Source organism: Mesorhizobium marinum (assembly GCF_040813675.1).
GTDB classification, from domain to species: Bacteria; Pseudomonadota; Alphaproteobacteria; order Rhizobiales; family Rhizobiaceae; genus Mesorhizobium_K; species Mesorhizobium_K marinum.
Genome location: NZ_JBFOCI010000002.1, coordinates 1,074,728 through 1,101,598, shown reverse-complemented (window position 1 = coordinate 1,101,598; position 26,871 = coordinate 1,074,728). Strand labels below are relative to the sequence as shown.

Below are 26,871 nucleotides of genomic sequence, written 5' to 3'. Positions count from 1 at the left end.
GAAAACCTAAAGCTGAATCCGTCCGAAAAGGGCGGCGGGGCGAACCAGGCGCTTGCGATCGGCGGCGAAACCATTCCCTAGCGCCCTATGGCCGGCTGCGCAATTCTTCGGCAATCGCGCCGTTCATGATCGCCTCCAGCCGTTCCAGCGCCCTGGCGACGCTGGCCCCGTCCATGAAAGGCTACGATAGGCTAGAAATCCTCCGTTCTCAGTTAAGCCACTTTCGTCCAAACAGTTCTGACGCCGGAGGGCAGACGGCTGAGGGTTGTCTGCCATCGCTGCAGTTCGCCGAGCCCTTCAAAATTCAACCGATCAAACCAATGAACCCCGGAACTATGATTTCCGATCGTATAATGCCTTCAGCAATTGGGACTCAAGGCGTTGCAGGCCAATCCGGCAATCGAGGATTTCAACTGCATAGGTACGGGCGTTGTTTGCCAATTGCGACAACAAGGCCCGGGAAGCGAGAACGGTCCGCAATCTGTCGCAGTAAGCCTCAACATCATTTTCTGGCGTTAGAAAGCCATTCACATGATCAGTCACATGTTCAGGAATACCGGCATGCGCGGTCGCGATGATTGCATTTCCCGCAGCCATCGCCTCCTGCACTGAAGTTGGCATCCCTTCAGTCTCGCCGTGTTCATCTGTGACAGAATGTTGCAAAAACACGCTTGAGCGAGACAACAACTCGCGGACAAATTCATGGTCGCGATATCCGTGAAGACGCACTCGTTCCGCCAATCCGTTCGTTTTAACAAAAGATTGGCATCGGCCGAGCAATTCCCCATCACCTACTATTTCCAGGCAAACATTGGGAAATTCCGATGCAACGCGCCGGAACGCCTCGAGCGTGGCCAAGTGGCCTTTTTTTTCGATGAGGCGCCCGACAGAGCAAAGCAAATTGGGATCTTTCATGCCGGGGGCGAAAAGTTCTGTATCTACTCCGCTCGGAATAACGACTGCGTTCGAGTGTACGATCCCCCTGCTTGCAAGTTGGTCAAGCAGGAACTGAGAAACGGAGAATATGCCTTCGACGCTGCCTATCATCTCGCGCAATCTGCCGACATATTTAGGATAGTTTAGCCAACGAGATGCGTCTGCCCCGCGAAAGTAACAAAACATTGGAATACCGAATTTTTCGGCCTCGCGATACAAATTGACGCCGCAATATCCAAATTCGGCCAGTATGACTTCAACATTGTTGCCGCGGAGAAAATCCTCGAGACCTGCAGACTGCCACACCTTTGAAATAAGAGACATTGGGCGCAACACCGTCTTTAAGCGTAGACGGGGTTTATCGTAAACGAATACCGGCTTGATCGGATCATTGGAACCAACCGGTCTTCTACTGATGACAACTGTGTTTCCCTGAAAAAGAGAGTTGATATGACGATTGACGAACGTCTGTCCTGGCTTGTCAAACTCATCCACCACGACTGCTATTTTGAAACCCAACCTGCATCCCTTCGCGTTCCAATCGTGACCCCATTTTTCGCCGAACACACGCCCATTTCATTTGCACCGAGCTCGATTAACGCCTCGCAATCGGTCTGAAAAAGGCTCCAGTGCCATAACAGGCGCATTTTCATAAAGTTATCTCGGTTTCGTTTTCGCGGACGATTTTTAGTCCTTCTGGGAGCAAGGCGCGATTTTGCGATGGGGAGGACACAAGGATGTTTGACGGCGCTTATCGGAAGCCAGATTTTGTTGGTTCTTAAGTGGTACGACATGTTGGCTTTCACGTCTGACAATTCGCCCAAGCTTTTCCGCAAACCTGCGAAACGGCCGGCTAATCTCAGACTGGAATTTAGCTTTGCCCCTTGGTTTCTCAAGCCGCCGAGCCACCTTTCCGGGGCGGACGATAGTGGGACTAAAGCGCGCCGCTTCCGAAAAGAGAACACTATCCTGTATACAAATTGCCGGGTTGATCTGCCAAGACGTGAGATCATTCTTTACTCGCACCGGATCAAACATGAATATGTCAACCGGCCACCTTATTTCATGAGACCGGGAAATTAGTTTGATCGCGCCGGACCGGGAAATCAGGTAACCGCCTGTGCCCCAATGCTTGGATCTGAGTTCATGGATATTGAATTCGTCGACTTTTTTTGCCGTTGTTGACAACATTACCTTCTGGAGGGTGGTTTCGAACCGCAACAATTCGATGCCACCGGGTATCCATTCTGCCGTCCGCAAGAGTTTCTTGGCGCCAGGTGCAAAGTGGAGATCATCCTCAAAGATTGCTGTGAAATCCTCCTCTGCTACCGCAGCTCGTTTCCAGCATTGCCTGTGGCTTAGGAAACAACCGATTTCTCCGGCGGTCCATTCAACTCCAAGTCCATTCGGCATTAGGACGCAGTCATCAATGTCGCCAAACGTTTCCGGGCTGGACGCCGGAACCCTGACGAAATCGAGCCCAAGATCTTCGAAGGCATCTTTCATCCATTCCAAGCGATCCAGAGAGCTGTCGAGGTTGATGACCAGTCTTAAAATGGAATTCGTAGATGTCATTTGATAGGTCTTGAGTAAGCTCGCTCAGAAAATTAGCTGGCTTGATCCATTCAGACTTAGATCGTGCGGATTGGGGCACCGAAGCAGGCCCGTAAAAAATGCCGGAGTCAAGGCGTTTGTCCGACGTCAGCGCTGATGGGCGAAGAATCCGCTTCGCACATGACAGCCAACCAAGCGGCTGGCGAATATGTTCGCTACGAAGGCGCCGAGTCGATCCATTCCGACACAATTGAGAACGTGTTCTCGGTGTTCAAGCGCGGCATGGTCGGCGTCTATCAGCACTGCGGCGAAGCGCATCTGCACCGCTACCTTGCCGAGTTCGATTTCCGCTACAACCGTTGCGCCAAACTGGCCTCTATAGTCGGAGGCGGCGTGACGTTGAGTTCAGTGCTTGAAGGAGAGACAAAGCCAGAGGTCAAGGGCGCCGCTCCATCGGAGCGCAATTCGAGCCTCAGCCGANGAGTTCAGTGCTTGAAGGAGAGACAAAGCCAGAGGTCAAGGGCGCCGCTCCATCGGAGCGCAATTCGAGCCTCAGCCGATCCGGTGGGCGCACATAATAGGTGCTGACGCCGGCGGTCTGGATCTTCTGGCCGTCCTCGGTGACCTCGTCGACCGTGAAGTCGGCGGTCAGTTGGAACTGCGACAAGGTTCGGAGATAGGCCGCCATGCGATCGAGCGCTTCGATCGCCTCGGGCTGATGGGACAAGCCGTCACGAGGCTCATCGCCCCGTCGAGCAACGCGAACTCAGCGAACTTTTCTGCCGCCTCCGGCGATCGAGAGCGCGTGCCGCAGGACCGAGCTTTCGACAATCTCGTCCCACACACGAGCAATCGCATCCCGGCCTGGATCATTTCGCAACCGCGCGACAACAACGCGCAATCGGCGGTGGGCACTCCGATCCCACCTGTCGGCAATCAAATCCCGGATACCGACAATCCGTTCCCGGCTTCCGGCAACTTTTCGAGGCTATTTTCCCTGTTTTGCCGGCGCGTTTCCTTGCTTTTCCGACAAAATTCCCTGATAGCCTGTGCAGGGAATTTCATCGTAACCAGTTGATATAACGCGGAAATATCTGGCGCTGACAGCGCCATCCACTCAAAAGATGCGGATTTTCCCTGTTTTTTTTCCTGTTATCAGGGAAAGCGTGAGCAGAGACTTGTTAGCCGTGGACTGCTCGACCCACCAAATCCTCCCTCAAATCGCATCCGGCCCGCTTTTTCACGCAGAGTGGTTTGAGTTTCGAACCGCCTGAATTGCTGATCCCGCCTGCGGCTTCGAAGTCGTCGAGAGCCTCTTCCACCTTCGCCGAACCTTGACCTCTGAGCCGATCGTCTTGACAGCTTGGCGGCATATCTAAACGATGGCTTGGGGTGGGCGTCGCTTTTGGCGACCGAATGGGGCGTTGCTATGCGCAAGGGCGGGATAGTCCGCGCTTGTATTGGGTTTATGTTGAGAGCCTGGCATGAAGCGCGCCATTGCAACCTCGTCGTTCATGCTTGAAACGGCCAGCGCAAAATACTTGCCGCGCGTCTTTCTCAACGGTGATTTCCGCGACAATCGATGGAGGACTATCGTGAGACACAGCTTCATTGCGGCTGCATCGGCGCTTCTGATGATGCCCGGCCTGGCATGCGCCCAGGAGATCGCCGATACGATCTATTCCGGCGGCCCCATCCTCACGATCGACGATTCGTCTCCGACCGCGGAAGCGGTCGCCGTCAAGGACGGCCGGATTGTCGCGATCGGATCGCTGGCCGACGTCAACGCCCGCAAGGGTGAGCAGACCCGGATGTTCGACCTCGAGGGTCGCGCCATGCTGCCGGGCTTTGTCGACAGCCACGGACATGTCGTCCTCGGCGGCATTCAGGCGCTTTCGGCCAACCTGCTGGCGCCGCCCGACGGCGAGGTGACCGACATTGCGAGCCTGCAGGCCTCGCTCAGATCATGGCTGGAAGCCAACCGGACGGCGGTCGAAAAGGTCAACGTGATCATCGGCTTCGGCTATGACAACGCGCAGCTTGCTGAACTGCGTCATCCGACGCGCCAGGATCTCGACGCCGTCTCGACGGATATCCCGATCGTCATCGTCCACCAGTCCGCCCACCTCGGGGTCGCCAATTCCAAGGCGCTCGAAATGGCCGGCATCAATGCCGCCAGCGAGAATCCCGAGGGTGGCGTGATCCGGCGCGACGCCGATGGGGAACCGAACGGCGTGCTTGAGGAGTACGCCTTCTTCCGGACCCTGGTCCCGCTCCTGTCCGGTCTCGGCCCCGAGGGAATCCAGACCTTCGCCAAGGCCGGCGCCGAGCTGTGGGCACGGTTCGGCTACACCACAGCGCAGGACGGCCGATCGTCCGGCGGGTTCGTCGAGGCGCTGAAGGTGGTCGATTCCAAAGGCGATCTGCCGATCGACGTCGTCGCCTTTCCCGACGTGCTCGAAAGCCGGGACTACATCAAGGATCATGTCTCCAAGAAGTACACCGGCCATGTCCGGGTCGGCGGCTGCAAGCTCACCATCGACGGCTCGCCGCAGGGCTTCACGGCGCTGAGGGACCGGCCCTACTACGATCCGGTCGGCAGCTATCCTCCAGGCTATGCGGGCTACGCCGCCGTCACAGCGCAACAGGTCCAGGACGCGGTGAACTGGTGCTACGGGAACGGCATGCAGATCCTCACCCATGCGAATGGCGAAGGCGCTTCAGACATGCTGATCGCCGCGCTCGGCGCAGCCCAGGAAAAGTACGGCGACCCGGGCAACCGCCCGGTGCTGGTGCACGGCCAGTTCCTGCGCGAGGACCAGGTCGACAGCTACAAGCGGCTCGGCGTCTTCATGTCGCTCTTCCCGATGCACACGTTCTACTGGGGCGACTGGCACCGCGACCACACGGTCGGGCCCGTCAACGCGGAGAACATTTCGCCGACCGGCTGGGTGAGGGAACGGGACATGATGTTCGGATCGCACCACGATGCGCCGGTGGCTTTCCCCGACAGCATGCGCATCCTCTCGGCGACCGTGACCCGGCGCACCAGGTCGGGCGACATCCTGGGACCGAGCCAGCGGGTCGACGTCATGACGGCGCTGAAGGCGATGACCATCTGGCCGGCCTGGCAGCATTTCGAGGAGAAGGACAAGGGTTCGATCGAAGTGGGCAAGATCGCCGACTTCGTCCTCCTGTCGGCGGATCCTACGTCGGTCGACCCAGAAACGCTTGCCGATCTCAAGGTTCTGGCGACCATCAAGGACGACAAGGTGGTCTACGACGCGGAAACCGACGCGCGGCGCGGCAGCCTGGTGCCGACGGTGCCGATGTTGGGCGATCCGGAAGCGGCACACGAGATCATGCACGCGATGCGCGACGGGCTGGACGCCATCCAGCGCTGAACGTCCGGCCTCGTCAGCCGCCGAAGGTGTTGGCGGCGATCGAGGCCGGCTTCATCTCGATGGAGAAGCCCGGCGCCTTCGGCGGCATATAGGCCGCGCTGTCGATGACGCAGGGCTCGAGGAAATGCTCGTGCAGGTGGTCGACATACTCGATCACCCTGCCCTCCTTCGTGCCCGAGACGGCGACGTAGTCGATCATCGACAGGTGCTGGACGTACTCGCACAGGCCCACGCCCCCGGCATGCGGCCACACCGGCAGGTCGTATTTCGCCGCCAGCAGCAGCACCGACAGCACCTCGTTCAGCCCGCCCATGCGGCAGGAGTCGATCTGCACGATGTCGATCGCGCCGCCGGCGATGAACTGCTTGAACATGATGCGGTTCTGGCACATCTCGCCGGTCGCCACCTTGATCGGCGCGACCGCCTGGCGGATGGCCCTGTGGCCGGCGACGTCGTCGGGGCTGGTCGGCTCTTCGATGAAGAAGGGCTTGCAGAACGCCAGTTCCTTCAGCCAGTCGACCGCCTGTCCAACCTCCCAGACCTGGTTGGCGTCGATCATCAGGTAGCGGTCGGGCCCGATCACCTCGCGCGCGATGGTGAGGCGGCGGATATCGTCGGCGAGGTCGCGGCCGACCTTCATCTTCACATGGTCGAAGCCGGCGTCGATCGCCTCCTTGCAGAGGCGGCGCAGCTTGTCGTCGTCATAGCCGAGCCAGCCCGCGGACGTCGTGTAGCAGGGATAGCCCTCCTTCTCGAGGATGGCGATGCGCTCGGCCTTGCCGGGCGCGGCCCGCTTGAGGATCGCCAGCGCCTCGTCGGGCGTGATGGCGTCGGTGAGATAGCGGAAGTCGACGATGTCGACGATTTCCTCCGGCGACATGTCGGCGACCAGTCGCCACACCGGCTTGCCGGCCTCCTTGGCCCAGAGGTCCCAGAACGCGTTGACCACGGCGCCGACGGCAAGGTGCATGGCGCCCTTGTCCGGTCCGATCCAGCGCAGCTGGCTGTCGCCGGTCAGATGCCGCCAGAAGCGGCCCGGATTGGCCTTCATGTCCTCCAGGTTCTGGCCGACGACGAGATGGCGCATCGCCTCGATGGCGGCGCAGCAGATGTCGTTGCCGCGGCCGATGGTGAAGGTCAGGCCGTGGCCCGCAAGGCCGTCACGGTCGGTGTCGAGAATGACATACGCCGCCGAGTAGTCCGGATCCGGATTCATCGCGTCCGAACCGTCGAGATGCTGCGACGTCGGGAAGCGGAGATCGAAGACGCGGAGGCCGGTTACTCGGGTCATGGCGTATGTCTCTGTGCGGATTGCAGCGCGGGGGATCAGATGGTCCAGCCGCCGTCGATGGCGTAGGCCTGGCCGGTCGTGTAGGTCGCGCCGGCCAGATAGACGGCGAGGTCGGCGATCTCCTCGGGGGTACCTATCCGCCCGATCGGCTGGCGCGCGATGAACGCCTTGCGGGCCGCCTCGTAGTCGCCCTGCGCGCGCAGGCGGTCGTCCAGCGACGGGCTTTCGACGGTTCCGGGGCAGATGCAGTTGCAGCGCACGCCCTGCGCGACATAGTCGGCGGCCACCGCCTTTGTCAGGCCGATGACGGCCGCCTTGGAGACGCCGTAGGCGAAGCGGTTGGGCACGCCCTTGATGCTGCCGGCGACGGAGGCGATGTTGACGATGGCGCCGTCGGCCCGCTCGAGCATGCCGGGCAGCACCGCGCGGATGGTGCGGACCATCGAGCGGACATTGAGGTCGATGGCGAAGTCGAAGTCCTCGTCCTTCATGTCGAGGATGGTGCCGGCATGCACGAAGCCGGCGCAGTTGGCCAGCACGTCAATGCGGCCGATCCCGCCGATGAAGCTCTTCACGGCCTCATCCGAGAGCACGTCGAGCTTGCCGGTCGTGATGTTGCCCTTGCCGTCGAGATCGGCGAGCCGGTCGATATTGATGTCGGTGGCCACGACCTTGGCGCCGCTTGCGGCGAAGGCCAGCGCGGTTGCGCGGCCGATGCCTTGCGCCGCCGCCGTGACGAGAACGGTTTTTCCGGTGAGATCGCTCATGGTCTTTCCTGCTTTTGTTCCTTGCAAGTCGACGAAGACGGCGCGCCGCTTCGGGACGGCATCCGTCCTATGTCTTCGGGCGACGCTCGACAATGTAGATGTGGTCCGCGGCCAGCACGACCTCGTCGCGCTGGTTGACGACCTCGACGCGCTCGACGACGCGTCCGTGGCCCGGTCGCTTCGGATCGTCCCCCTTGGCGGCGATGCTGGTCCTGGTCCTGATCGTGTCGCCGATGAAGACCGGCTTGATGAAGCGCAGCCGGTCATAGCCGTAGGAGAAGGCGACCGGATTGACCACGCTCGCCGTCAGCCCGACGCCGATGGCGAACACCATCGTGCCGTGCGCGATGCGCTGGCCGAACGGGGTCGTCTTCATGAACTCGACGTCCATGTGGTGCGGGAAGAAGTCGCCGGTGTGGCCGGCGTGGACGACGAAGTCGGTCTCGGTGATGGTGCGCCCGAAGGTGGTGCGGCCCGCGCCGATCTCGTAGTCCTCGAAATAGGTTGTCTGTTCCATCGCAGGCTCTGGGGTTCAGGGTTTCGGGGCAATCGGCGTGGCCGGCGACGCGCTCGACCGGTAGGCGGCCTCGACCAGCGCCATGGTGTTCCAGGCGTCCTCGACCGAGCCGACGAGCTCGGCGTCCTCGCCGGCGACGTAGCGCTGGAGATTGGCCATGCGCCCCGCGAAGCCGTCGGGGAACCAGGTTCCCTTCAGCGGCACCTCGACCCAGCCGTCGCCGCCCTTCGGATGGATCTCGAGGATGTCGGGTTCGCCCCTGGGATAGTCGAGATTGACGCCGAGCTTCAGGTAGGCGGCGCCTTCGGTGCCGCAGACACGGAACTCGCAGGCCTGGTACCTGCGGCCGAAGGCGTGGTCGTGGTTGATCGAAAGGTTGCAGCGCACGACATCGCCATAGTCGAGGATGGCGCTGGTGCGCGTCTGCGCGATCCTGTGATTGGGGTGGCCGAGCGTCTTGGCGTGGACGCCCCGGGGATCGCCGAGAAGCTGGCGGATCAAGTCGAGATAGTGGATCGAATGAAGTGCGATCTCGACGCGCGGTTCGCGGGCGACGAACTCCCAGAGGCTCCAGGGCGTCGACAGCGCAAGGAGCACGTCGACGTCGACGACCTCGCCGAGCCAGCCCCTGGCGATGGCGTCCTTCAGCGCCAGCATCATCGGCGCGAAGCGAAGCTGGAAGTTGACGGCGGCCTTGAGGTTCTTGCGCCGGCAGATCTGAAGGATCTCCGTCGCCGCGTCGAGGTCTCCGCCCATCGGCTTCTGGATCAGCACAGCCGCCCCGTCGGGCAGCGCCTCGAGCACTTTCGCATGCGCCGCGGGCGGCGTGGCGAGATCGAAGATCGCGCCCTTCACCGACGCTGCCTGCTCGACGCTCGCGAAGGCGACGGTTCCCCATGCGTCCGCCAGCCGGCGCGCCTTGTCGCGATCGGGATCGTAGAGGCCGGCAATCGGAACGCCGCTCTTCCTGTAGGCGGGGTAGTGCGCGTCGCCGACGATCGATCCCGCGCCAAACGTCACGACCGAGCACGGCCTGGATGGCGCCGGCCACGACTGGGCCAGCGAAGTGGGATCGAAGGCCGTGCTAGTCGACATGGAACACGTCTTCCATTGCCGCCCACCATTCGCCTTCCTTGCGGGTCTCAAGCGGCGCTTGCATGGGCATGCAGATCGCCCACCATTCCTGCGTCTTCGGATCGGCCGCCATCTTCGCGGCATCGGCGGCGAAATCGCTGCCGTGATACTCGAAATAGGAGAACAGAAGGTTTTCTGGCTCCTTCAGGAAAATCGTGTAGTTGCGGATATTGCAGGCCGCGATCATGGCCAGAACCTCGGGCCAGACGGCGGCGTGGATGCGCTTGTATTCGACGATCGCTTCCGGCTTGATGCCGAGTACGTTTCCCATCCGCTGCATGCCTGCCTCCCTACGCTGATATCGTCGTGTCGAACTCGGCGATCGCGGCCTTGTTGACCCTGTCCCAGTCCCAGTCGATGCCGATGCCGGGCTCGTCCGGCGCGTAACCATGGCCGTCGGCGATCTTCATGCGCTTGCCTGTCAGGTCGTCGAGCTGCGGAATGTACTCGACATACTTGCCGTTCTGCACGGCGCAGACGAGGCTGACATGCAGTTCCATCAGGAAGTGCGGGCAGACCGGGATGTCGAAGGCTTCGGCGGCATGGGCGACCTTGAGCCACGGCGTGATGCCGCCGATACGGCCGACGTCGACCTGCACGATGTTGCAGGCGCCGCGCGCCATGTACTCGCGGAAATGGCGGATCGAATAGAGCGACTCGCCGACAGCGATCGGCGTTGAGGTCGAGTTGGACAGCCGGACATGGCCGTCGATGTCGTCGGCCGGCAGCGGTTCCTCGATCCAGGCGAGGTCGAGTTCGCGCAGCCGTCCGGCGCGGCGGATCGCCTCGTCCACCGCAAAACCCTGGTTGCAGTCGGTCATGATCTCGTAGTCGTCGCCAAGCGCCTTGCGCACTGCCGCCAGCCGCGCAAAGTCCTCCGCGCCGGTCGGCTTGCCGATCTTGACCTTGGAACCCCGGAACCCTTTCGCCCTGGCCTGGAGGGCATCATCGACAAGCGCCTGCGGCTCGATGTGCAGCCAGCCGCCTTCGGTGGTGTAGAGCGGCGCCTTCTCCCTGGCGCCGCCGGCCAGCTTCCAGAGCGGCAGCCCCTTTTTCTTGGCCCGCAGGTCCCACAGCGCGGTGTCGATCGCGCAAAGCGCAATCGCCGTGATCGCGCCGATCGTTGTGGCGTGGGTGGCGAATTCGAGCTTGTGCCAGATCGCCTCGATCATGTCGGCGTCGTCACCGACGATGCGCGGCGCCAGATGGTCGGCGAGCAGCCGCATGACCGAGGAACCGCCGGTCCCGATCGTGTAGGAGTAGCCGGTGCCGGTCGCGCCGTCCGAATCTGTGATGGTGACGATCGGGGTCTCCTGCGACACGAAGCTCTGGATCGCGTCGGTGCGGCGGACCTTAGGCTTCAGGTCCACCATCCTGAGCTCGACCCGTTCGATCCTCGCCATGGCGTCAGTCCTTCCTCAGCGTCTTGCCCGTATCGGCGGCGAACAGGTGTGCCTGCGACAAGTCGAATGTCATGCCGACCCGCTCGCCCGAGCGAAGCGGCTTCGGGTTGAGCATGCGCGACACCCAGTCCCGCCCGTTGAACTCGACGAAGACCAGCGTCTCGTTGCCGAGCGGCTCGGTGATCGACACCGGCAGGTCGATCTCGTGCAGGTCCTGCGCCTCGCCGGCATGGATGCCGTGCCCGCTCGGATAGATATCATCCGGACGCAGTCCGAACACCACTTTCTGGCCGGCACTCACATGATCCCTGAACCGGCGCGGCACCGGCAGGCCCTGGCCGCCTTCGAAACGCAGGGCGCCGTCGTCGACAGTTGCTTCCACAAGGTTCATCGGCGGCGATCCGATGAACCCGGCGACGAAGCGGGTCGCAGGCTTCCGGAACACCTCGTCAGGCGTGCCGACCTGCTCGATATGCCCGTCGCGCATGATGACGATGCGGTCCGACAGCGTCATCGCCTCGACCTGATCGTGCGTCACGTAGATGACGGTCGACTGCACCTTGGCATGCAGCTTCTTGATCTCGGTGCGCATCTGGGTGCGCAACTTCGCGTCGAGGTTGGACAGCGGCTCGTCGAACAGGAAGACGTCGGGACTCCTGACGATGGCGCGGCCCATCGCCACGCGCTGGCGCTGGCCGCCGGAAAGCTGCGAAGGGCGGCGGTCCATGAGCTGGTCGAGGTCGAGGATGCGCGCCGCTTCGGCCACGCGCCTTTCGATCTCGTCCTGCGGGCGGCCGGCGATCTTCAGCGAGAATCCCATGTTCTCCCGGACCGTCATGTGCGGGTAGAGCGCGTAGGACTGGAACACCATGGAGATGTTGCGCGAGCGCGGCGGCAGGTCGTTGACGACGCGGTCGCCGATGCTGATTTCACCGCCCGAGATGTCCTCGAGGCCGGCGATCATGCGCAGCGTCGTCGACTTGCCGCAGCCTGAGGGGCCGACCAGCGCGATGAATTCGCGGTCGGCGACCTCGAGATCGATGCCGTGCACGACGGCGACCGGGCCGTAGCGCTTCTCAAGCTTTTTCAGGGATACGGTAGCCATGGCCTATCCTTTCACCGCGCCGGAGGTCAGGCCGCCGACGAGATGCTTCTGGACGATGAAGGTGAGGGTCAGCGCGGGGACGATCATCACGACGGCGAGAGCGCACATGCCGCGCCAGTCGATGGTGAATTCCGCGGTGTAGTCGAGCAGCCCGACGGGAAGCGTCTTCGAATTGACCGATCGCGTGAGCTGCGAAGCCAGCGCGAATTCGTTCCAGCACGTCAGGAACGCGAAGATGCCGGCCGAGGCGATGCCGGGCCCGGCGAGCGGGAACTCGACCTGCCAGAACGCCTGCCAGCGCGTGCAGCCATCGATCTGCGCGGCCTCGGCGAGGTCGCGCGGCACCTGGCGGAAGAAGCCGTCGATGAGCCAGATGGTGAACGGGATGTTGAGCGCCACATAGGCGAGGATGAGGCCGAAATGCGTGTCGATGATGCCGAGCCGCGCATAGACGAAGAACAGCGGCAGCGACAGCGCGATGCCTGGCACGGTGCGCGTCAGCATCAGGCCGAGGAACCAGCCGGACTTGCCGCGGAATCGGTAGCGCGCGAAGGCGTAGCCACCGGACATGCCGATGACGATGGCGATCACGGTCGAGGTGACCGAGATGATCAGCGAGTTGCGGAAATAGTCGATGACAGGGATGCCGCCCTTGCCGATGCCCGAGAACATCGCGACATAGGCGTCGAACGACAGTTCGTTCGGAATCCAGACCGGCGGCTTGGCCATGATCTCGACGGTCGGCCTCAGCGACGACAGCACGATCCAGAGGCCGGGCAGGCAGATCGTCAGCATCGCTAGGAAGAGGCCGACCCAGTAGGCGAGGCGCAGGATCTGGCGCTTGAGGCGGGCGGTCGCGTTTTCGTCCATTCTCGACATCCCTACCACTCCGCGCCGATCTGGTTGCGCGCAGCCGCGAGCTTCCTGAAGAAGTAGACCGTGAACAGGATCGACAGCAGGATCGAGAAGTAGGCCATCGCATTGGCGAGGCCCATGCGCGCATCGCTGTAGGAGGTGCGGGCGACCAGCGTCCACAACAGTTCGGTGCGGCCGGCCGGGCCGCCGTCGGTCATGATCTTCACGATGTCGTAGGCGCGCGCAACATCGAGCGAGCGGATGGTCATGGCGATATAGGCGAACGGCATGACGAAGGGCAGCGTCACATAGCGGAAGGTCTGCCACGGCGTGCAGCCGTCGACGCGGGCCGCCTCGATCGGCTCCTTCGGCATGGCCAGAAGCCCGGCCAGGATCAGGATCGCAAAGACGGAGGTCGACGACCAGACCTCGGCGGTGGTGATGGCGATGAAGGCGAGGCGGCCGTCAATCAGCCACGGGATGGCGTCGCTGGCGAGCCCGAGCGACTGCAGCGCGTTGTTCACCAGGCCGATATTGTCGTTGAACATGAACTTGAACTGGAAGCCGACCAGGATCGGCGAGAACATCATCGGGAACATCATCAGCGTGCGCAGCAGCCGCTGGCCGCGCGTCGCCTTCTCGACCAGCATGGCGAGCCCGAGGCCGAGGAGCATCTCGAGGTTGAGCGCGACGGTCAGCAGGAGCACGGTGCGCCCGAAGGCAATCCAGAAGTCCCAGTTGGACAACAGGTTGGCGTAGTTGCGGAACCCAACGAAGACGTAGAACGTCTCGGGCCGCGTCAGCCGGAACGGCGTGAAGCTGGAATAGAAGGAAAGCGCGAGCGGCACGATGACCACGGCGGCCAGGACGATGATGGCCGGCATGAGCAGCAGCGTCGGCGCCGAGGGCTTCCAGTTTTTCATGGTGTCGCGCGCTGGTTCTTGCCCCTCGGGCTCAAGGACCCGAGGGGTGGAAAGGGGCGATGGCCGGGCGACGCTATCGCCCGGCCGCGATGCGCCGGCTCAGAGTTCGCCGGCGTCCTCGAGAATCTGCGTCGCCTTGGCGGCGGCGTCGTCGAGCGCCTGCTTGCTCGTCTTGTCGCCGAGGATGGCTGCCTGCAGTTCCGGATAGACCGCGTTGGAAATCTCGATCCACGACGCGGTCTGTGGCACCGCGAAGGCGTTCGCCGCCGCTTCCTGGAAGGCCGTCAGCACTTCGGCCTTGTACGGATCGTCCTTGGCCTGCTCGATGTCCCAGGCCCAGACCGCGGTGCGCGTCGGCAGCGGGCCGGCGGCGGCTTCGAGCTTCTGGCTGTCCTCGTTGGTGAGGAACCAGACGAGCGAGGCGGCGGCCTCCTTGTCGGCGCAGGCCTCGGTCACCGAGAACCCGTGGTGGCCGGACCAGCCGGTACGCTTGCCCGACGAGCCCATCGGCTGGACCTTGACGCCGACATTGCCCGCGACCTTCGACGAGGCCGGGTCGTTGAAGAAGCCGGCCCAGCCCGGCCAGTCGAGGTTAAGCGCGACGGTGCCCGACGCGAAGCCCTGGCCGAGATCGTCCCACAGGTAGTTAGTGGTGCCGGCGGGAACCGCCTTCGCCTTGTAGAGGTTGACGAACCAGTCGAGCGCGCGCACTCCGGCCTCGGAGTTGAAGGCGGGCTTGCCGTCGGCGTCGAGATATTCGCCGCCCTCGGCCACCAGCATCTCGTAGAAGCGACCGTTGATCGCTTCTTCCTTGCCGGCGAACTGCGTGCCGTAGAAGTCGGGCGGCGAGGCGAAGAATTCGGCCTGGCGGGCCAGTTCTTCCCAGGTATCGGGCGGCACGAGATCGTTGCCGGTCTTCTCCTTGTAGGCGGCCTTCTTGGCCTCGTCGGCATAGAGGCTCTTCTGGTAGTAGAGCGCCGACACGTCGAACTGCGCGCGCGGCAGCATGACCAGCTTGCCGCCGAGCGTCGACGCCGCGACGTTGGCGGGCACGAACGCCTCGACCTCGGCCTTCGGCAGAAGGGCGTTGAGGTCGGTGTAGATGCCCGGGTACTGCGGCGCGAAGGACGAATGGTTCGACGCCACGCACCAGGTGATGCTGTTCGATGCGATGTCCGACTTGATCTCCTTGTCGAGATCGAAGTGGTTCTTCTTGGAGATCACGTTGACCTTGGCGCCGGTCGCCGCTTCCCATTCGGGGATGCGTGCGTAGAGGGCCTCGTACTGCTGCCCACCGATCAGCTTGGCGTCGATTGTGACGCCCTCGAACTTGCCCGGAAGATCCTGGGCGAAAGCCGCGCCTGTACCAAGCGCCAGCAGCAATGCACCGGCGCAGACGCCGGATCGCAATCCGTTCATGAGTTTCCTCCCTACGCCGAGGGCACGCGCCATCGGCTTCCGACCGCGCCCGTGCGCGTCATTCATATGTAAATCACATCTTCACTATTCAGTCAAGCGAGCGCCGGGCAGCGCGCAGCGCTTCCAATTCGGATGCGCCCATGCGTATATGCAGGCCGAAATTCACAGGGGAGGCATGCTTGTCGGACAGCGAGACGGAGTCGGACGCCGAGCGATACCGCGCGCCCGCGCTGGACAAGGGCCTGGACATTCTCGAACTGCTTGCAGGCGTCGACGGCGGCCTGACCCAGGCGGAGATCGCCAAGCGCCTGAAACGCAGCCCGAACGAGTTCTACCGCATGCTCGACCGGCTGGTTCGGCGGGGCTATGTCACCCGGCTCGAAGGCGACCGTTATTCACTGACGCTCAAACTCTTCGGTCTTGCACAGCTTCATGCGCCGGTGCGGCGACTGGTCTCCTACGCCACGCCACTGATGCGGGAACTGGCGGAGAAGTCGCTGCAGGCCAACCAGCTCGTCGTCTTCGACCGCGGCGCGGCGGTGGTGATCGCGCAGCAGGAGGCGCCCGGCTACTGGGGCATCTCGATCCGCGTCGGCTCGCATATCAGCCTGTTCGACACCGGCTCCGGGCATGTGCTGCTGGCGTTCCGGCCGCAGCCCGAGCGCGAGATGATGATCGCCGAGCAGGTACGCGACGTCGACATCCCCAAGCCGGTGAACGAGTTCTTCGCGCGCCTCGACCAGGTGCGCGAGCGCGGCTACGAGATGATGTCCAGCCTGCAGACGGCCGGGGTCTACAACCTGTCGGCACCGGTGCTCGGCGCCGACGGGCGCGCCATCGCCGCCCTGACCGTGCCGTACATCACGCTGGTCAACGCGCCGGGGGCGCCCGACATCACCCGCACCATCCAGCTGATCCTCGAGACCGCAGAGAAGCTGTCGCACCTCGCAGGCTCGGACGTGGCGCAGGCGCTGCTCAGCGCGTCCGGCCCGCCCTGATGCGCAGCCGCCCACGGCTCACGCCGGATGGGCCGAGAAGCTCGTCCGGAAAAGCCGGTTGATGTCGGCGACCACCGAGCGGCTCTCCTCGCCGCGCCTCAGCCCGGCGTTGATGCGGTCCGACGCCTCCTGCTGGAAGGCCATGTACCCATTGTGGCGCGGACGAACCCAGGCACCCTCCAGCGTCGCCCGCGTATTGCGGTAGAAATCGCCGGTCGCGGCGTTGACGGCCGCGTCGGTCCATCCGGCGTCATGGCCGGGCTGGCCGCCGGATGCAGAGTAGAGGCCGCCCTGCGCCTCGCTGCCCGCCACCCAGTAGGCGAAGTCGATCGCCGCATCCTTGTGCCTGGAGAAGGCCGAGACCGCGATGCCGGTTCCCCCGAGCGCCGAGCCGACCGGCCCCTGGCTGCCGGCGACCGGCATGTCGGCGAATGCGAGCCGGTGCGGCCGGAATCCGTCCGTCGCATAGCTGACATAGCCGTAGATCAGAGGCGAGCAGAGGACCGGCGATCCAGCCTCCGCCATCCGTTCGGACACGGCGATCGGGTCCATGTCGAAGCAGTCGGGGCCGACGAGCGCGGCGATCGCCCGCAGCATGTCGAAGGCGCGCCCGCCATGCGCCACGGAAATCAGGTCGCCCGGTCCGGTTGCCGCGCAGAGTTGTCCGAGATTGCCGCACAGCGAATAGAAGGACATCAGCGAATGCGGCGGGCGCAGCGAGAGCAGGACGCCGCCATCTTTCGCCAGCGCCATCACCGCGTCCCAGGTCGCCACGGGTCCGGCCAGCCTGTCGGGCCGATAGGCCTGCACCTGGGTCGCCGCATCTATCGGAAACGCCCACTGCCGGCCCTGCCACGTGTAGCTCGGGTAGGATCGCCCGACCGAGCCGGCGGCCAAAGCGCTGCGCTCGCCTTCGCGACCAGCCACGTCGAGCGGCTCGAGGCAGCCTTCGGCGGTGATCTGTCCGACATGCGGATGGTCGATCACGATCAGGTCGTAGGCGCGCGCCAGATCCTCGACGGGATAGGATTCGAAGTCCTGCAGCGAACGCTTGTCCCATTCGATCGTGACGCCGGTTCGCACCTTCCAGGCGGCCGAGCAGGCGACCATCGGGTCGTAGCCGCGCGGATGGCTCCAGGTCATGCCCTTCAGAACCGCCCCGCTCACAGGTCGAACTCCGCGCGGATCCGGTCGCTGTGCTCGCCGATGCGCGGCGCCGCGCTGCCAGCCTTGCCGCGCCTGCCGTCGATGCGCAGCGGCGAGCGCGTCGTCTCGATGGAAACGTCGTCGTCGCGCGTCACCGTCTGCAGCATGTCGAGCAGCCGGAATCCGTCGTGCTCCATCAGTTCCGGCCAGGTCAGCACCTTGGCGCACCAGATGTCGGCGGGTTCCAGGATCGACAGCCAGTGGTCGACCGGTTGGGTGGCGATGCGTTTCGCGATGATCGCCTTGATGTCGTCGCGCGCGCTGAACCAGCTCGACGGGTCATCGGCGTAGCCGGCCAGTTCCACGTCGAGACCGAGCAGCGGCGCGAGCTTCGGGATGGGCGTCATGGCCAGCGCCAGGAACCCGTCCTCTGCCGGATAGACGCCGTAGGGCGCCGACAGATAGGCGTGCGCGCTGCGGAAGCTCGAACGCCTGGGCAGCCGCCGGCTGTCGTTGAGATGCGTCGTCAGAACCTCGAACTGGAAGTCGACCAGCGCCTCGAGCAGGCTGGTCTCGACCAGGCCGCCTTTGCCGGTGACGCCGCGCCTGACCAGCGCGGCGAGGATGCCCTGGCAGGCGGCGGCGCCAGCCAGCATGTCGGCAACCGCCAGGCCGAACGGCACGGGACCCTGGTCCTCGTCGCCGTTCAGCCACATGACGCCGGAACGCGCCTGCGCGAGCAGGTCCTGGCCGGGCCGCTTGACCCATGGACCCTCTTCGCCATAGCCGCTGATCGAGGCATAGACGAGCCGCGGGTTGATCTCCTTCACCCGCGCATAGTCGAGGCCTAGCCGCTCGATCACGCCCGGCCGAAAATTCTGGATCAGCACGTCGGCCTTGGCGATCAGGCTTTTCAGCGCGGCCATGTCGGCCGCATCCTTGAGGTCGGCCGCAAAGCTCTCCTTGCCGCGGTTGATGGCGTGGAAGATCGTAGAATCGCCGCCGATCTCGGTGTCGCTGAGATAGAGCCGGCGCGAGAGGTCGCCGCCGTCAGGCCGTTCGACCTTGATGACGCGTGCGCCGAGATCGAGCAGCCTTAGCGAACAATAGGGACCGGACAGGAACTGGCTCATGTCGAGCACGACAAGGCCGGAAAGCGGTGGTGCGGTATCGTCGCTCATTGCCTGCTACTTCTCCGTCTGTCCGGCAAAATCGGCCGGGTTCCTGTATTTCACTGTCTGCAGATGCTCGCAGTAGAGCACCAGTTCGCCCTCGCCCTTGAACACCTCGTAGCTCGCGCGGATCAGGCCCATGTCGCGATAGCGCGGCTTTTTGTCGAGGTTGGTGCGGACGGTGTAGATGGTGTCGCCGACGAAGACCGGCTTGATGAAGCGCAGCCGGTCGTAGCCGTAGGAAAAGGCGTTCACGCAGTTGGTGGCGACCAGTCCGAGGCCGGCGGAGAACACGAAGGCGCCAGCCACCAGCCGCCTGCCGAAGACGCCCTCGCGTTCGGCGAACATCTGGTCCTGCACATAGGGGTGGATGTCGGTCACCAGCAGGTTGAACAGGTGGCTGTCGCCTTCGGCCATGGTCCGGCGCAGCGAGCGGATCTTCTGGCCGGCCGGCCAGTCCTCGTAGAACCAGTTCTCGGCATTCCACACCGGGATGGCGGCGTGCTCCGCCGGCATGTCGGACGGATTGGTCGAGGAGACGCCAACGGTCGGGGCGTGCGTGGTCACGGCCGGCCGCGCCTCCGGCGCCCTTCTTCGCGCAGCCTGGCCCGCGCCTCGAAACACGGCATGACGTCCTCCCGATCTTCTTTTATAAATAGTATTTTCACATATGGGGATATTTTGCAAGAGCCCGACGCGTGTACCTGCGGGTCAGCTGCGCTGTCGCAAGACGAATCGCAGACGGACGTAGTATGCAGATGAGGCTCGGACGGTCGCTTTGCGCCTCGGCCGCGCAGCAGTCCGGGAATTGTCGCTCATGCCTAGGGAAAAGCGCCTCGTCAGCCGCGCGCGCAAGAACAAGCCGATCAGGCAGGTCGCGGCGATTCCCTTTCGGATTGGCGACGATGGCAAAGTCGAGGTTCTGCTGGTGACATCGCGCACGACGCGCCGCTTCATCGTGCCCAAGGGCTGGCCGATGAAACGCAAGAGCGGCAAGTCGACGGCCGTGCAGGAAGCGCGAGAGGAAGCCGGCGTCGCCGGAACGCCGTCCGGGAAAGCCTTTGGGGCCTATTCCTACTGGAAGCGGCTGTCCGACAGCTTCGTGCAGGTAAACGTCAAGGTGTACCTGCTGGCGGTCGAAAAGATCCTGGCCGACTGGGAAGAGTCGGGAAAACGAGCCCGTGCATGGCTACCGCCGGAGGACGCGGCATCGCTCGTCGACGAGCCTGACCTCGCGGCCCTTGTCCGGTCCCTCTCGGGCCGCACCGAGGCAACGATGCAAAAGCTGCTCGCGGCCTCCTGACTTGCCAGTCTAGAGCCGGTCGCCGACCAGGTGCGCGATCTGGGCGCCGGCCTCGTAGTAGAGTTCCTTGATCCCGCGCATCGGCGCCGGCGACATGCCGACCATCGGCAGCGGCAGGTCGTTGGCCGTCTTCTCACCGAGGATCAGGAGCGCCATTTCGCGGCCGAACACGGTGCCGGGCGAGATGCCGCGGCCGTTGTAGCCGAACACTCCGATGGCGTTGGGCCCGAAGCTGTGCAGGCGCGGCACGGCATCGTCGGTCATACCGATCTGCCCGTACCATTCGTACTCGAAATCGACCCGGCCCAGTTGCGGGAAAAGCCGCGCGAGCGCGCGCCGCGCCCAGGCCTTGTGGACGCCGGCCCCGCCGCCGCGCAGGGCTCCGACCGAACCGAACACCAGCCGGCCGCTGCGGTCGAGCCGGAACGAGGACAGGATGGTCTTCGTATCCCAGACGCCCTCCTTGCCGGGCAGGATGGACTCCAGCAGGGCAGAATCCAGAGGCTGCGTGGCGAGATTGAAGTAGGGAAGCCGCACCTGCGCCTCCTGGGTGCCGCGCCAGGGGCCCGTTCCATAGGCGTCCGTCGCCACCACCAGCCAGTCGGCGTCAACCTGCCCGCCCGCGGTGGCGATCGTCCACCCTGCGTCGCGCCGTTCAACCGACGTCGCTTGGCTCGCCGTGTGGATCGTTGCGCCTGCGGCGATTGCGGCATCGGCGAGGCCGCGCGCATAGGCGAGCGGCTGCAGGGTGCCCGCCCTGCGGTCGAGCAGAGCGCCGCGATAGGCGCTGGTGCCGATGCGCTCGGCCGTCTCACTCGCGTCGAGCAGGCGGACCGGCGCGCCGCGCTTCAGCCATTGCGCCTCGCGCTGCTTCAACTCGTCGAGCCCGGCGGCGTCGGAGGCGCAATGCAGCGTGCCGTTGTCCTCGAGTTCGCAGTCGATGGCGTGGCGGCTGATCAGCGACATGACCAGGGCCGGGCCGTCGCCCAGCGCCGCGAGCAGGCGCTCGCCATGGACCGGGCCGACCGCGGCCGAGACGTCGTCCGGCATCAGCCACAGGCCGGCGTTGATGAGGCCGACATTGCGGCCAGCGCCCCCGAAACCGATCTCATGCGCCTCCAGCACGATCACCGACTTCCCGGCTTCGGCGAGATAGAGCGCGCAGGAAAGGCCCGTGTAGCCGCCGCCGACGATGACGACATCGGCGTTCGCCCTGCCCTCGAGCGGGCGCGTCGCGGGCGCGCGCGGCGCCGACGCTTCCCACAGGCCGTGCGAGCGAGGGTCGTTCAGCATGTCGCGTCCACCTTTCGGGCTTTCAGTTCCTGAGCGCGTCACAGGCCATGGCTATACGCGCCAGCGCCTCGCGCAACTCGTCTTGCGATGTTGCGTAGGAGATTCGGAAGAAGGGGGAAGCCCCGAAAGCCGATCCCGGCACCACGGCAACCTTCGCCTCGTCCAGCAGATAGGCGCAGAAGTCACGGTCGCTTGCAAGCCGTCGCCCATCCGGCGTCACGCGCCCGAGCAGCCCGGCGCAACCGGCGAAGGTGTAGAAGGCGCCCTCGGGTCGCGAGCAGTCGATGCCGTCGATGGCGTTGAGGCCATCCACCACCAGGTCGCGGCGCGCCCGAAAGCTTTCGCGGCGCGCCGCCAGCACGTCCTGCGGCCCGGTCAGCGCCTCGATTGCGGCGGCCTGCGATATCGACGACGGGTTGGAAGTCGATTGGCTCTGGACCACCGCCATCGCCCTGATCAGCGCCTCCGGCCCGGCGCCGTAGCCGATGCGCCAGCCCGTCATCGCATAGGCCTTGGAGACGCCGTTGACGGTCAGGATGCGCTCGCGCAGCGCAGGCTCCAGCGCGGCTGGCGTGACGAAGCGGAACCCATCATAGACGATGTGCTCGTAGATGTCGTCGGCCAGAAGCCAGACATGAGGGTGTCGCCTGAGCACGTCTAGCAGTGGTCGGTAGTCGGCTTCTGAATACGCGGAGCCCGTTGGGTTTGACGGCGAGTTCAGCATCAGCCAGCGGGTCGCAGGGGTGATGGCGGCTTCAAGCTGCGCCGCGGTCAGGCGAAAACGGTTGGCGGGACCGCAGTCGACCAGGACCGGCGTCCCGCCGGCGATGCGGATGATGTCGGCGTATGAGGTCCAGTAGGGTGTCGGCACGATGACCTCGTCGCCGGTGCCGAGCGTCGCCATGAAGGCGTTGTAGATAACCTGCTTGGCGCCCGCCGCGACGCTGATCTCGGCGGTCGAGAATTCGATGCCGTTGTCGCGCCTGAACTTCTCGCGCACCGCCTCCTTCATCGCGGGCGATCCGTCGAGCGCGGTATATTTGGTGTCGCCGCGCCGCATCGCCGCGGCGGCGGCATCCTTCACGTTGTCCGGCGTGTCGAAGTCGGGCTCGCCGGCTCCGAGGACGATGACGTCCTGGCCGTCCCTGCGCATGGCAGCCGCGCGCGCGCCGATCTGCAGGATCTCGGAGACGCCGATTTCGGCGATGCGTGCCGCCGGCCTGAACGGCTCGGCGGCTTCTGTCCTGGCGAGGCTCGCGAGCATGCCTGCGCTCAATCGATGTCGAAGGACACGCCCTGCGCGAGCGGCAAGGCCTTCGAGTAGTTCACGGTGTTGGTTGCGCGGCGCATATAGGCCTTCCAGGCGTCGGAGCCGCTCTCGCGGCCGCCGCCGGTCTCCTTCTCGCCGCCGAACGCGCCGCCGATCTCGGCGCCGGACGTGCCGATGTTGACGTTGGCGATGCCGCAATCCGACCCTTCCGCCGACAGGAAGCGTTCCGCCTCCTGGATGTCGCGGGTGAAGATCGAGGAGGAGAGGCCGGCCCCGACCGCGTTGTGCTCGGCGATCACCGCGTCGAAGTCGGAATACTTCATCACGTAAAGGATCGGCGCGAAGGTCTCTTCCATCACTGGGCCGGTCTGGGACGGCATCTCGACGATGGCCGGGCGGACATAGAAGGCCTCGGCATGGCCCGCATCGACGCGCACGCCGCCCGTCACCGAGCCGCCGGCGGCCTTGGCCTCTTCAAGCGCCTTCTGCATGCCGTCGAACGCGGCCTTGTCGATCAGCGGTCCGATCAGCGCCTTGCCCTCAAGAGGATTGCCGACAGTCACGCTTTCATAGGCCTTCTTCAGGCGCGGCACGATCTGGTCGTAGACGCTTTCATGGACGAACAGCCGGCGCATCGTGGTGCAGCGCTGGCCGGCGGTTCCCATGGCGCCGAAAGCGATCGCCCTGAGCGCCATGTCGAGATCGGCCGACGGGCACACGATGCCTGCATTGTTGCCGCCGAGCTCCAGCACGGCGCGGGCAAACCGGCCGGCAAGGCGCGGGCCAACCGCCCGGCCCATGCGGGTCGAGCCGGTCGCCGAGACGAGCGGCACCCTCGGGTGGTCGACCAGTGCCTCGCCGACGTCAGCGCCGCCGACCAGCACCTTGAGCAGGCCGTGGGGCGCGTCGTCGCCGAAGCGCTTTACGGCGCGGGCGAAGATCGCCTCGCAGGCCAGCGCCGTGAGCGGCGTCTTTTCGGACGGCTTCCACACCACGCTGTCGCCGCAGACGAGCGCGAGCGCCGCGTTCCAGGACCAAACGGCGACCGGGAAGTTGAAGGCCGAGATTACGCCGACCACGCCGAGCGGGTGCCAGGTTTCCATCATGCGGTGGCCGGGCCGCTCGGTGGCGATGGTCAGGCCGTAGAGCTGCCGGGAGAGCCCGACCGCAAAATCGCAGATGTCAATCATTTCCTGCACTTCGCCCAGACCCTCGGACGGGATCTTGCCCACCTCGATCGACACCAGCCGGCCGAGTTCGTCCTTGTGAGCGCGCAGTTCCTCGCCGAGCAGCCGCACGAGTTCGCCGCGGCGCGGCGCCGGCACCTTGCGCCACTCGAGGAACGCCGCATGCGCCTCGTCGATGGCATTGGCGGCGGTGGCGGCCGAGACCTGGGCCACCGTGGCGATCGTCTCGCCGGTCACCGGGCTTGAGACGGCGAGGTCGCCGGCGGACAGGGCTGCCGCGGACACGCCGAGCTTGGAAAGCAGCGCCGAAGTTTCGTTCACGAGCGTCATGACTTCACCTTTCAGTTTGGATTTCGGAGGCGGCAGCTCGGTCAGAGCCTCACGGCGCCGGTCGCGGCCGGAGACGTCGCCAGTTTGAAACTCGTCGCCATATGCCTGAATTTTGCCGGCGTAAGGCGGTCATAGATATGCTGGTTGCGGCGACCGAGGCCGTGCTCGGCGCTGAAGCTGCCGCCGTACCGTTCCACCGCCACGTCGGTGACGCGCGAGCGCAGCCGCGCGGCCAGATCGAGGTCGACGCCGCCGTCGGGGTCGCGCGGCATGACAAGGTTGAAGTGAACGCCGCCGTCGCCGACATGCCCGAAGTCGCAGATCTCCACCTCGGGGAATTCGGCTGCCAGCACCGCCGCCATCTCGTCGCGGAACCGCATCACTCGGCCGCGCCGGAAGGAGAGATCGAGCCCGACAACGTAGCCGGCCGACTTTGCGCCTTCGGACAGCGCATGCCTGAGCGCCCACATCTCGGGGGCCGCGCCGACGAAGGCGTCGTGGAGCGGCCCGCCGGGCTGTTCCCAGATGTCGCCGAGCAGTTCCTCGAGCACTGCGTCTAGCGGCTGCTCAGACTTGCGCCTCGGCCAGGAGCGGGACAGTTCGACGAGGATGACATAGCCGGGAACATCGCCGCCCGGAAACGGATTGCGCAGCGATGGCGCATGCGCAAGCGCGTGGCGGATCGCGACGCCGGACATGCCCTCGAAGGCGCTGAGATAGGCGCCGGCCCGCTCCTCCATTTCGGCGAGCAGAACAGCAACGGCGGCCCCGTCGCGCGGCACCAGGAAGGCGGTGGCGATCTGCCTCGGCAGGCGCTCGAGGCTGAAAGTGCATTCGGTGACGATGCCGAAGGCGCCCCCGGTGCCGATGAAGAGCTGCTTCCAGTCCGGCCCGGTGTTGTCCTTGCGCAGGCCCGAGCCGCACTCGATCACGGTTCCGGCTTCGTCGGAGAGCACCAGCTTGAGGCCGAGCGTGTTGCGGCGCACGTCGCCGAACCGCAGGAACCGCGCCCCGCCGGTGTTGGTCGCCGCCATGCCGCCGGCCATCGGGTCGGCGCCGAGGTCGACGGGAAAGAACAGCCCGTGCGGTTCGAGCCGCGCGTTGATCTCGGACAGCCTGAAGCCGGCGTCGACACGCAGGCTGCGGTTGTCCATGTCGAGGTCGAAAGTGGCGCGCAGCCGGTCGAGGCTGAGGATGCCCTGCTCGCCGCTCTCGTCCGGCGTCGAGCCGCCGACTAGGCCGGTGTTGCCCGACTGAGGCACCAGCGCGATCGCATTGCCGGTGCAATAGGCGACGACCTCGGACACCGCTGCGGTTGTGCGCGGCCGCGCGACGAAGGCGGCGCGCCCGCGGTCGTAGCGGGCGCCGCTTTCATAGGGCGCCATCTCGTCGGCGGCCGTCAGCAGGCCCTGCGGCCCGAGAATGGCGCCGAGCGCCTCGATATGGTGGCTGGCGAGCGCCATCAGGCGGCCAGCACCCTGACGGCGGCGAGGCACCGCTCGATCGACGCCCGCTCGATCCTGGCGTAGTGATCGAATTCGTTGAGGACGGTTGCGCCGAGCGCCGTTTCGAACAGCTTCTGGTTGGGGCTCGCCGCGAAGTCCTGAACCGACTGGTCGCCGAGGTTGGATTGGAAGATGCCGGCGGCCGAGACCGGCAGGAAATCCTCGTAGACGATCGGGTCGAACCTGACGACGCCGACTTTAATGAGCGTCTCGATATCGGCCGCCCCGAGATTCGAGAGATCGGCGTCCGGCGCGACCGAATAGTGGAAATAGCCGAGACCGGCCAGGCGGAGTGCGTCCCAATCGTCGGGAAACGCCGCGAAACTGTGCTCCAGCGCGCTGCGATAGGCCTCGGCATTGGAGCCGTCGGCGGCAGGGCGGACATGGGCGCGCGCCTCGCCGAGAAGGCGGTCGTAGAGGGCGCGGCCCTTCGGCGTGAGCGCGATGCCCCTCTGCTCGATCTCACCGAAGCGGGCGGTATGCGAACCGGTCGCCAGCGCGCCTGCGTCATCGGGGAACGAGACGCGTTCCTCGATTGCCTTGAACGACGTCTGGCGCAGCAGGATCGGGCAGGCACGGCTTGGCGGTCCCTCGACCACGGCCTTCGGCGTGATGCCGCGGCCCGGCATGCCTTCCTGCACGGCGTCGATGTCCAGCGTGCGCGGCGTCAGATGGTTGATGTGCGGCCCCTTGAACGAGACGACATCCGCGATCAGGCGGTGGGCCGCGTGCAGGCGCTGATACATTGCGAGGTTGACGCTCGCCACCTCGTGCCAGCGGAAGGTGTCGAGCACCTCGGCGACAAAGCGCGCGGCGTCCGTGTGCGAAAGCCCACCGTCGCGCTCGGCCTTCTCCACCAGGGCAACGGCGCCCCCGGAAAAGATGCAGCGCGCCGAAAGCGTCTCTCGCGCCGCTTCGCGCAGGTCCGGATCTGCGATCAGGTCGAGCCGGAGCAGCGAGGTGAACACGCGGAACGGGTTGACCGTCAGCGCCGCCGCGTCGACGGCCCGAAAGGCAGTCGAGTGGACCGGTACGCCGGCCTCGCTCAGATCGTAGTAGCCGACGGGAAACATACCCATCACGGCAAACACCCTGCGCATCATGGCAAGTTCGGCTTCGGTGCCGAGGCGGATGGCGCCATGCCTTTCCTGCGAGATGCGGTCCAGGGTTTCCGTAGCCTGAAGGCTGGCGCGCAGCGTCGGGTCGCGGCGGAGCGTCGCCTCGTTCACGTCGGCGACAAGCTCCATCAACGTTCCGTAGGCCGGCACTTCCTGCCGATACATCGCTGACATCGCCGCCGAAAAAGCGTCGCGGATGGCGTCGCTGGACATCAGGGGACTGGCTGGCATGGGCTTTCCG

25 protein-coding genes and 1 pseudogene are annotated in these 26,871 nt (G+C 64.8%); 5 read left to right on the top strand and 21 right to left on the bottom strand.

What is annotated here, in order from left to right:
- Positions 1-333: 333 nt before the first annotated feature.
- Together ABUE31_RS10920 and ABUE31_RS10915 are read right to left on the bottom strand one after the other, a co-directional pair.
- Positions 334-1,455, bottom strand: coding sequence for a glycosyltransferase (locus ABUE31_RS10920; protein ID WP_367723553.1), 1,122 nt, complete (start codon positions 1,453-1,455; stop codon positions 334-336).
- Between the two features lie 168 nt (positions 1,456-1,623).
- Complete coding sequence (locus ABUE31_RS10915; protein ID WP_367723551.1) at positions 1,624-2,511, bottom strand: glycosyltransferase family 25 protein; 888 nt, start codon at positions 2,509-2,511, stop codon at positions 1,624-1,626.
- 138 nt (positions 2,512-2,649) lie between these two features.
- Here ABUE31_RS10915 and ABUE31_RS10910 point away from each other — a divergent pair.
- A pseudogene (locus ABUE31_RS10910) lies at positions 2,650-2,850 on the top strand (transposase); the annotation flags it as partial.
- Positions 2,851-2,962: 112 nt separating this feature from the next.
- Here ABUE31_RS10910 and ABUE31_RS10905 read toward each other — a convergent pair.
- Entirely contained in the window at positions 2,963-3,178 is a 216-nt protein-coding gene (locus tag ABUE31_RS10905; RefSeq protein WP_367723631.1) for a DUF2092 domain-containing protein, read from the bottom strand.
- On the opposite strand from ABUE31_RS10905, the gene ABUE31_RS10900 reads away from it, so the two are divergent.
- Together ABUE31_RS10900 and ABUE31_RS10895 are read left to right on the top strand one after the other, a co-directional pair.
- Positions 3,143-3,568 (top strand): hypothetical protein, encoded by a 426-nt coding sequence (locus ABUE31_RS10900; RefSeq protein WP_367723632.1) that lies wholly within the window; start codon positions 3,143-3,145, stop codon positions 3,566-3,568. The two genes, ABUE31_RS10905 and ABUE31_RS10900, sit on opposite strands and share 36 nt — an antisense overlap.
- Positions 3,569-4,085: 517 nt before the next feature.
- The gene (locus ABUE31_RS10895; RefSeq protein WP_367723550.1) at positions 4,086-5,894 is read left to right on the top strand and encodes an amidohydrolase; all 1,809 of its coding nucleotides are present in this window, start codon (positions 4,086-4,088) and stop codon (positions 5,892-5,894) included.
- Positions 5,895-5,907: 13 nt separating this feature from the next.
- Here the strand turns inward: ABUE31_RS10895 and ABUE31_RS10890 are convergent, their stop codons facing one another.
- The 10 genes from ABUE31_RS10890 to ABUE31_RS10845 all read right to left on the bottom strand — a co-directional run bounded on the left by ABUE31_RS10890 (position 5,908) and on the right by ABUE31_RS10845 (position 15,308).
- Positions 5,908-7,185 (bottom strand): L-fuconate dehydratase, encoded by a 1,278-nt coding sequence (locus ABUE31_RS10890; protein ID WP_367723549.1) that lies wholly within the window; start codon positions 7,183-7,185, stop codon positions 5,908-5,910.
- A 35-nt stretch (positions 7,186-7,220) separates the two neighbouring features.
- Positions 7,221-7,952: an SDR family oxidoreductase gene (locus tag ABUE31_RS10885; protein WP_367723548.1), complete on the bottom strand. Its 732-nt coding sequence runs from the start codon at positions 7,950-7,952 to the stop codon at positions 7,221-7,223.
- 67 nt (positions 7,953-8,019) lie between these two features.
- A complete protein-coding gene (locus tag ABUE31_RS10880) occupies positions 8,020-8,469 on the bottom strand; it encodes a MaoC/PaaZ C-terminal domain-containing protein (protein ID WP_367723547.1) in 450 nt (149 codons plus the stop codon).
- A gap of 15 nt (positions 8,470-8,484) precedes the next feature.
- Positions 8,485-9,564, bottom strand: coding sequence for a Gfo/Idh/MocA family protein (locus tag ABUE31_RS10875; RefSeq protein WP_367723546.1), 1,080 nt, complete (start codon positions 9,562-9,564; stop codon positions 8,485-8,487).
- Entirely contained in the window at positions 9,554-9,883 is a 330-nt protein-coding gene (locus tag ABUE31_RS10870) for an L-rhamnose mutarotase (RefSeq protein WP_367723545.1), read from the bottom strand. The genes ABUE31_RS10875 and ABUE31_RS10870 overlap by 11 nt, the downstream gene beginning before the upstream one ends.
- 10 nt (positions 9,884-9,893) lie before the next feature.
- Positions 9,894-11,006, bottom strand: a complete 1,113-nt coding sequence (locus ABUE31_RS10865) for a mandelate racemase/muconate lactonizing enzyme family protein (RefSeq protein ID WP_367723544.1) — start codon at positions 11,004-11,006, stop codon at positions 9,894-9,896.
- Positions 11,007-11,010: 4 nt separating this feature from the next.
- Positions 11,011-12,111, bottom strand: coding sequence for an ABC transporter ATP-binding protein (locus tag ABUE31_RS10860; protein WP_367723543.1), 1,101 nt, complete (start codon positions 12,109-12,111; stop codon positions 11,011-11,013).
- Positions 12,112-12,114: 3 nt separating this feature from the next.
- Positions 12,115-12,981, bottom strand: coding sequence for a carbohydrate ABC transporter permease (locus tag ABUE31_RS10855; RefSeq protein ID WP_437344102.1), 867 nt, complete (start codon positions 12,979-12,981; stop codon positions 12,115-12,117).
- A gap of 11 nt (positions 12,982-12,992) precedes the next feature.
- Entirely contained in the window at positions 12,993-13,889 is an 897-nt protein-coding gene (locus tag ABUE31_RS10850; protein ID WP_367723541.1) for a carbohydrate ABC transporter permease, read from the bottom strand.
- A 99-nt stretch (positions 13,890-13,988) separates the two neighbouring features.
- Positions 13,989-15,308: a type 2 periplasmic-binding domain-containing protein gene (locus tag ABUE31_RS10845; RefSeq protein WP_367723540.1), complete on the bottom strand. Its 1,320-nt coding sequence runs from the start codon at positions 15,306-15,308 to the stop codon at positions 13,989-13,991.
- Positions 15,309-15,487: 179 nt separating this feature from the next.
- Between ABUE31_RS10845 and ABUE31_RS10840 the strand changes: the two genes are divergently transcribed.
- Positions 15,488-16,306: an IclR family transcriptional regulator gene (locus ABUE31_RS10840; protein WP_367723539.1), complete on the top strand. Its 819-nt coding sequence runs from the start codon at positions 15,488-15,490 to the stop codon at positions 16,304-16,306.
- An 18-nt stretch (positions 16,307-16,324) separates the two neighbouring features.
- On the opposite strand, the gene ABUE31_RS10835 is transcribed toward ABUE31_RS10840, so the two are convergent.
- The 3 genes from ABUE31_RS10835 to ABUE31_RS10825 are packed head-to-tail and all read right to left on the bottom strand — an operon-like array spanning position 16,325 to position 19,140.
- The gene (locus tag ABUE31_RS10835) at positions 16,325-17,449 is read right to left on the bottom strand and encodes an extracellular solute-binding protein (RefSeq protein ID WP_367723630.1); all 1,125 of its coding nucleotides are present in this window, start codon (positions 17,447-17,449) and stop codon (positions 16,325-16,327) included.
- A 20-nt stretch (positions 17,450-17,469) separates the two neighbouring features.
- Complete coding sequence (locus tag ABUE31_RS10830) at positions 17,470-18,633, bottom strand: CaiB/BaiF CoA transferase family protein (protein ID WP_367723538.1); 1,164 nt, start codon at positions 18,631-18,633, stop codon at positions 17,470-17,472.
- A gap of 6 nt (positions 18,634-18,639) precedes the next feature.
- On the bottom strand, positions 18,640-19,140 hold the full coding sequence (locus ABUE31_RS10825) for a MaoC family dehydratase (RefSeq protein WP_367723629.1): 501 nt from the start codon (positions 19,138-19,140) through the stop codon (positions 18,640-18,642).
- Positions 19,141-19,441: 301 nt separating this feature from the next.
- Here ABUE31_RS10825 and ABUE31_RS10820 point away from each other — a divergent pair, with 301 nt between their 5' ends.
- A complete protein-coding gene (locus ABUE31_RS10820) occupies positions 19,442-19,927 on the top strand; it encodes an NUDIX hydrolase (protein WP_437344109.1) in 486 nt (161 codons plus the stop codon).
- A 9-nt stretch (positions 19,928-19,936) separates the two neighbouring features.
- Here the strand turns inward: ABUE31_RS10820 and ABUE31_RS10815 are convergent, their stop codons facing one another.
- From ABUE31_RS10815 to hglS, 5 genes are read right to left on the bottom strand one after another with little or no spacing between them, the layout of a single operon-like run.
- Positions 19,937-21,220 carry an NAD(P)/FAD-dependent oxidoreductase gene (locus ABUE31_RS10815; RefSeq protein ID WP_367723536.1) on the bottom strand — a complete coding sequence of 428 codons (1,284 nt, stop codon included), beginning with the start codon at positions 21,218-21,220 and terminating at the stop codon, positions 19,937-19,939.
- 22 nt (positions 21,221-21,242) lie between these two features.
- Positions 21,243-22,484 carry a pyridoxal phosphate-dependent aminotransferase gene (locus ABUE31_RS10810; protein WP_367723535.1) on the bottom strand — a complete coding sequence of 414 codons (1,242 nt, stop codon included), beginning with the start codon at positions 22,482-22,484 and terminating at the stop codon, positions 21,243-21,245.
- A gap of 8 nt (positions 22,485-22,492) precedes the next feature.
- On the bottom strand, positions 22,493-24,007 hold the full coding sequence (gene amaB, locus ABUE31_RS10805) for an L-piperidine-6-carboxylate dehydrogenase (RefSeq protein WP_367723534.1): 1,515 nt from the start codon (positions 24,005-24,007) through the stop codon (positions 22,493-22,495).
- Between the two features lie 41 nt (positions 24,008-24,048).
- The gene (locus tag ABUE31_RS10800) at positions 24,049-25,470 is read right to left on the bottom strand and encodes an FAD-binding oxidoreductase (protein ID WP_367723533.1); all 1,422 of its coding nucleotides are present in this window, start codon (positions 25,468-25,470) and stop codon (positions 24,049-24,051) included.
- Entirely contained in the window at positions 25,470-26,861 is a 1,392-nt protein-coding gene (gene hglS / locus ABUE31_RS10795; RefSeq protein ID WP_367723532.1) for a 2-oxoadipate dioxygenase/decarboxylase HglS, read from the bottom strand. Before hglS ends, ABUE31_RS10800 begins: the two co-directional genes overlap by 1 nt.
- Positions 26,862-26,871: the final 10 nt, after the last annotated feature.

Excerpts from the sequence above, each read along its gene's own strand:
- hglS (WP_367723532.1), bottom strand. The coding sequence starts at position 26,861 with ATGCCAGCCAGTCCCCTGATGTCCAGCGACGCCATCCGCGACGCTTTT.
- ABUE31_RS10850 (WP_367723541.1), bottom strand. The coding sequence starts at position 13,889 with ATGAAAAACTGGAAGCCCTCGGCGCCGACGCTGCTGCTCATGCCGGCC.
- ABUE31_RS10800 (WP_367723533.1), bottom strand. The coding sequence starts at position 25,470 with ATGGCGCTCGCCAGCCACCATATCGAGGCGCTCGGCGCCATTCTCGGG.
- ABUE31_RS10865 (WP_367723544.1), bottom strand. The coding sequence starts at position 11,006 with ATGGCGAGGATCGAACGGGTCGAGCTCAGGATGGTGGACCTGAAGCCT.
- ABUE31_RS10915 (WP_367723551.1), bottom strand. The coding sequence starts at position 2,511 with ATGACATCTACGAATTCCATTTTAAGACTGGTCATCAACCTCGACAGC.
- ABUE31_RS10855 (WP_437344102.1), bottom strand. The coding sequence starts at position 12,981 with ATGGACGAAAACGCGACCGCCCGCCTCAAGCGCCAGATCCTGCGCCTC.
- ABUE31_RS10875 (WP_367723546.1), bottom strand. The coding sequence starts at position 9,564 with ATGTCGACTAGCACGGCCTTCGATCCCACTTCGCTGGCCCAGTCGTGG.
- ABUE31_RS10890 (WP_367723549.1), bottom strand. The coding sequence starts at position 7,185 with ATGACCCGAGTAACCGGCCTCCGCGTCTTCGATCTCCGCTTCCCGACG.
- ABUE31_RS10845 (WP_367723540.1), bottom strand. The coding sequence starts at position 15,308 with ATGAACGGATTGCGATCCGGCGTCTGCGCCGGTGCATTGCTGCTGGCG.
- ABUE31_RS10830 (WP_367723538.1), bottom strand. The coding sequence starts at position 18,633 with ATGAGCGACGATACCGCACCACCGCTTTCCGGCCTTGTCGTGCTCGAC.
- ABUE31_RS10860 (WP_367723543.1), bottom strand. The coding sequence starts at position 12,111 with ATGGCTACCGTATCCCTGAAAAAGCTTGAGAAGCGCTACGGCCCGGTC.
- amaB (WP_367723534.1), bottom strand. The coding sequence starts at position 24,007 with ATGACGCTCGTGAACGAAACTTCGGCGCTGCTTTCCAAGCTCGGCGTG.
- ABUE31_RS10880 (WP_367723547.1), bottom strand. The coding sequence starts at position 8,469 with ATGGAACAGACAACCTATTTCGAGGACTACGAGATCGGCGCGGGCCGC.
- ABUE31_RS10885 (WP_367723548.1), bottom strand. The coding sequence starts at position 7,952 with ATGAGCGATCTCACCGGAAAAACCGTTCTCGTCACGGCGGCGGCGCAA.
- ABUE31_RS10815 (WP_367723536.1), bottom strand. The coding sequence starts at position 21,220 with ATGCTGAACGACCCTCGCTCGCACGGCCTGTGGGAAGCGTCGGCGCCG.
- ABUE31_RS10870 (WP_367723545.1), bottom strand. The coding sequence starts at position 9,883 with ATGCAGCGGATGGGAAACGTACTCGGCATCAAGCCGGAAGCGATCGTC.
- ABUE31_RS10810 (WP_367723535.1), bottom strand. The coding sequence starts at position 22,484 with ATGCTCGCGAGCCTCGCCAGGACAGAAGCCGCCGAGCCGTTCAGGCCG.
- ABUE31_RS10825 (WP_367723629.1), bottom strand. The coding sequence starts at position 19,140 with ATGCCGGCGGAGCACGCCGCCATCCCGGTGTGGAATGCCGAGAACTGG.
- ABUE31_RS10835 (WP_367723630.1), bottom strand. The coding sequence starts at position 17,449 with ATGACCTGGAGCCATCCGCGCGGCTACGACCCGATGGTCGCCTGCTCG.
- ABUE31_RS10820 (WP_437344109.1), top strand. The coding sequence starts at position 19,442 with ATGCCTAGGGAAAAGCGCCTCGTCAGCCGCGCGCGCAAGAACAAGCCG.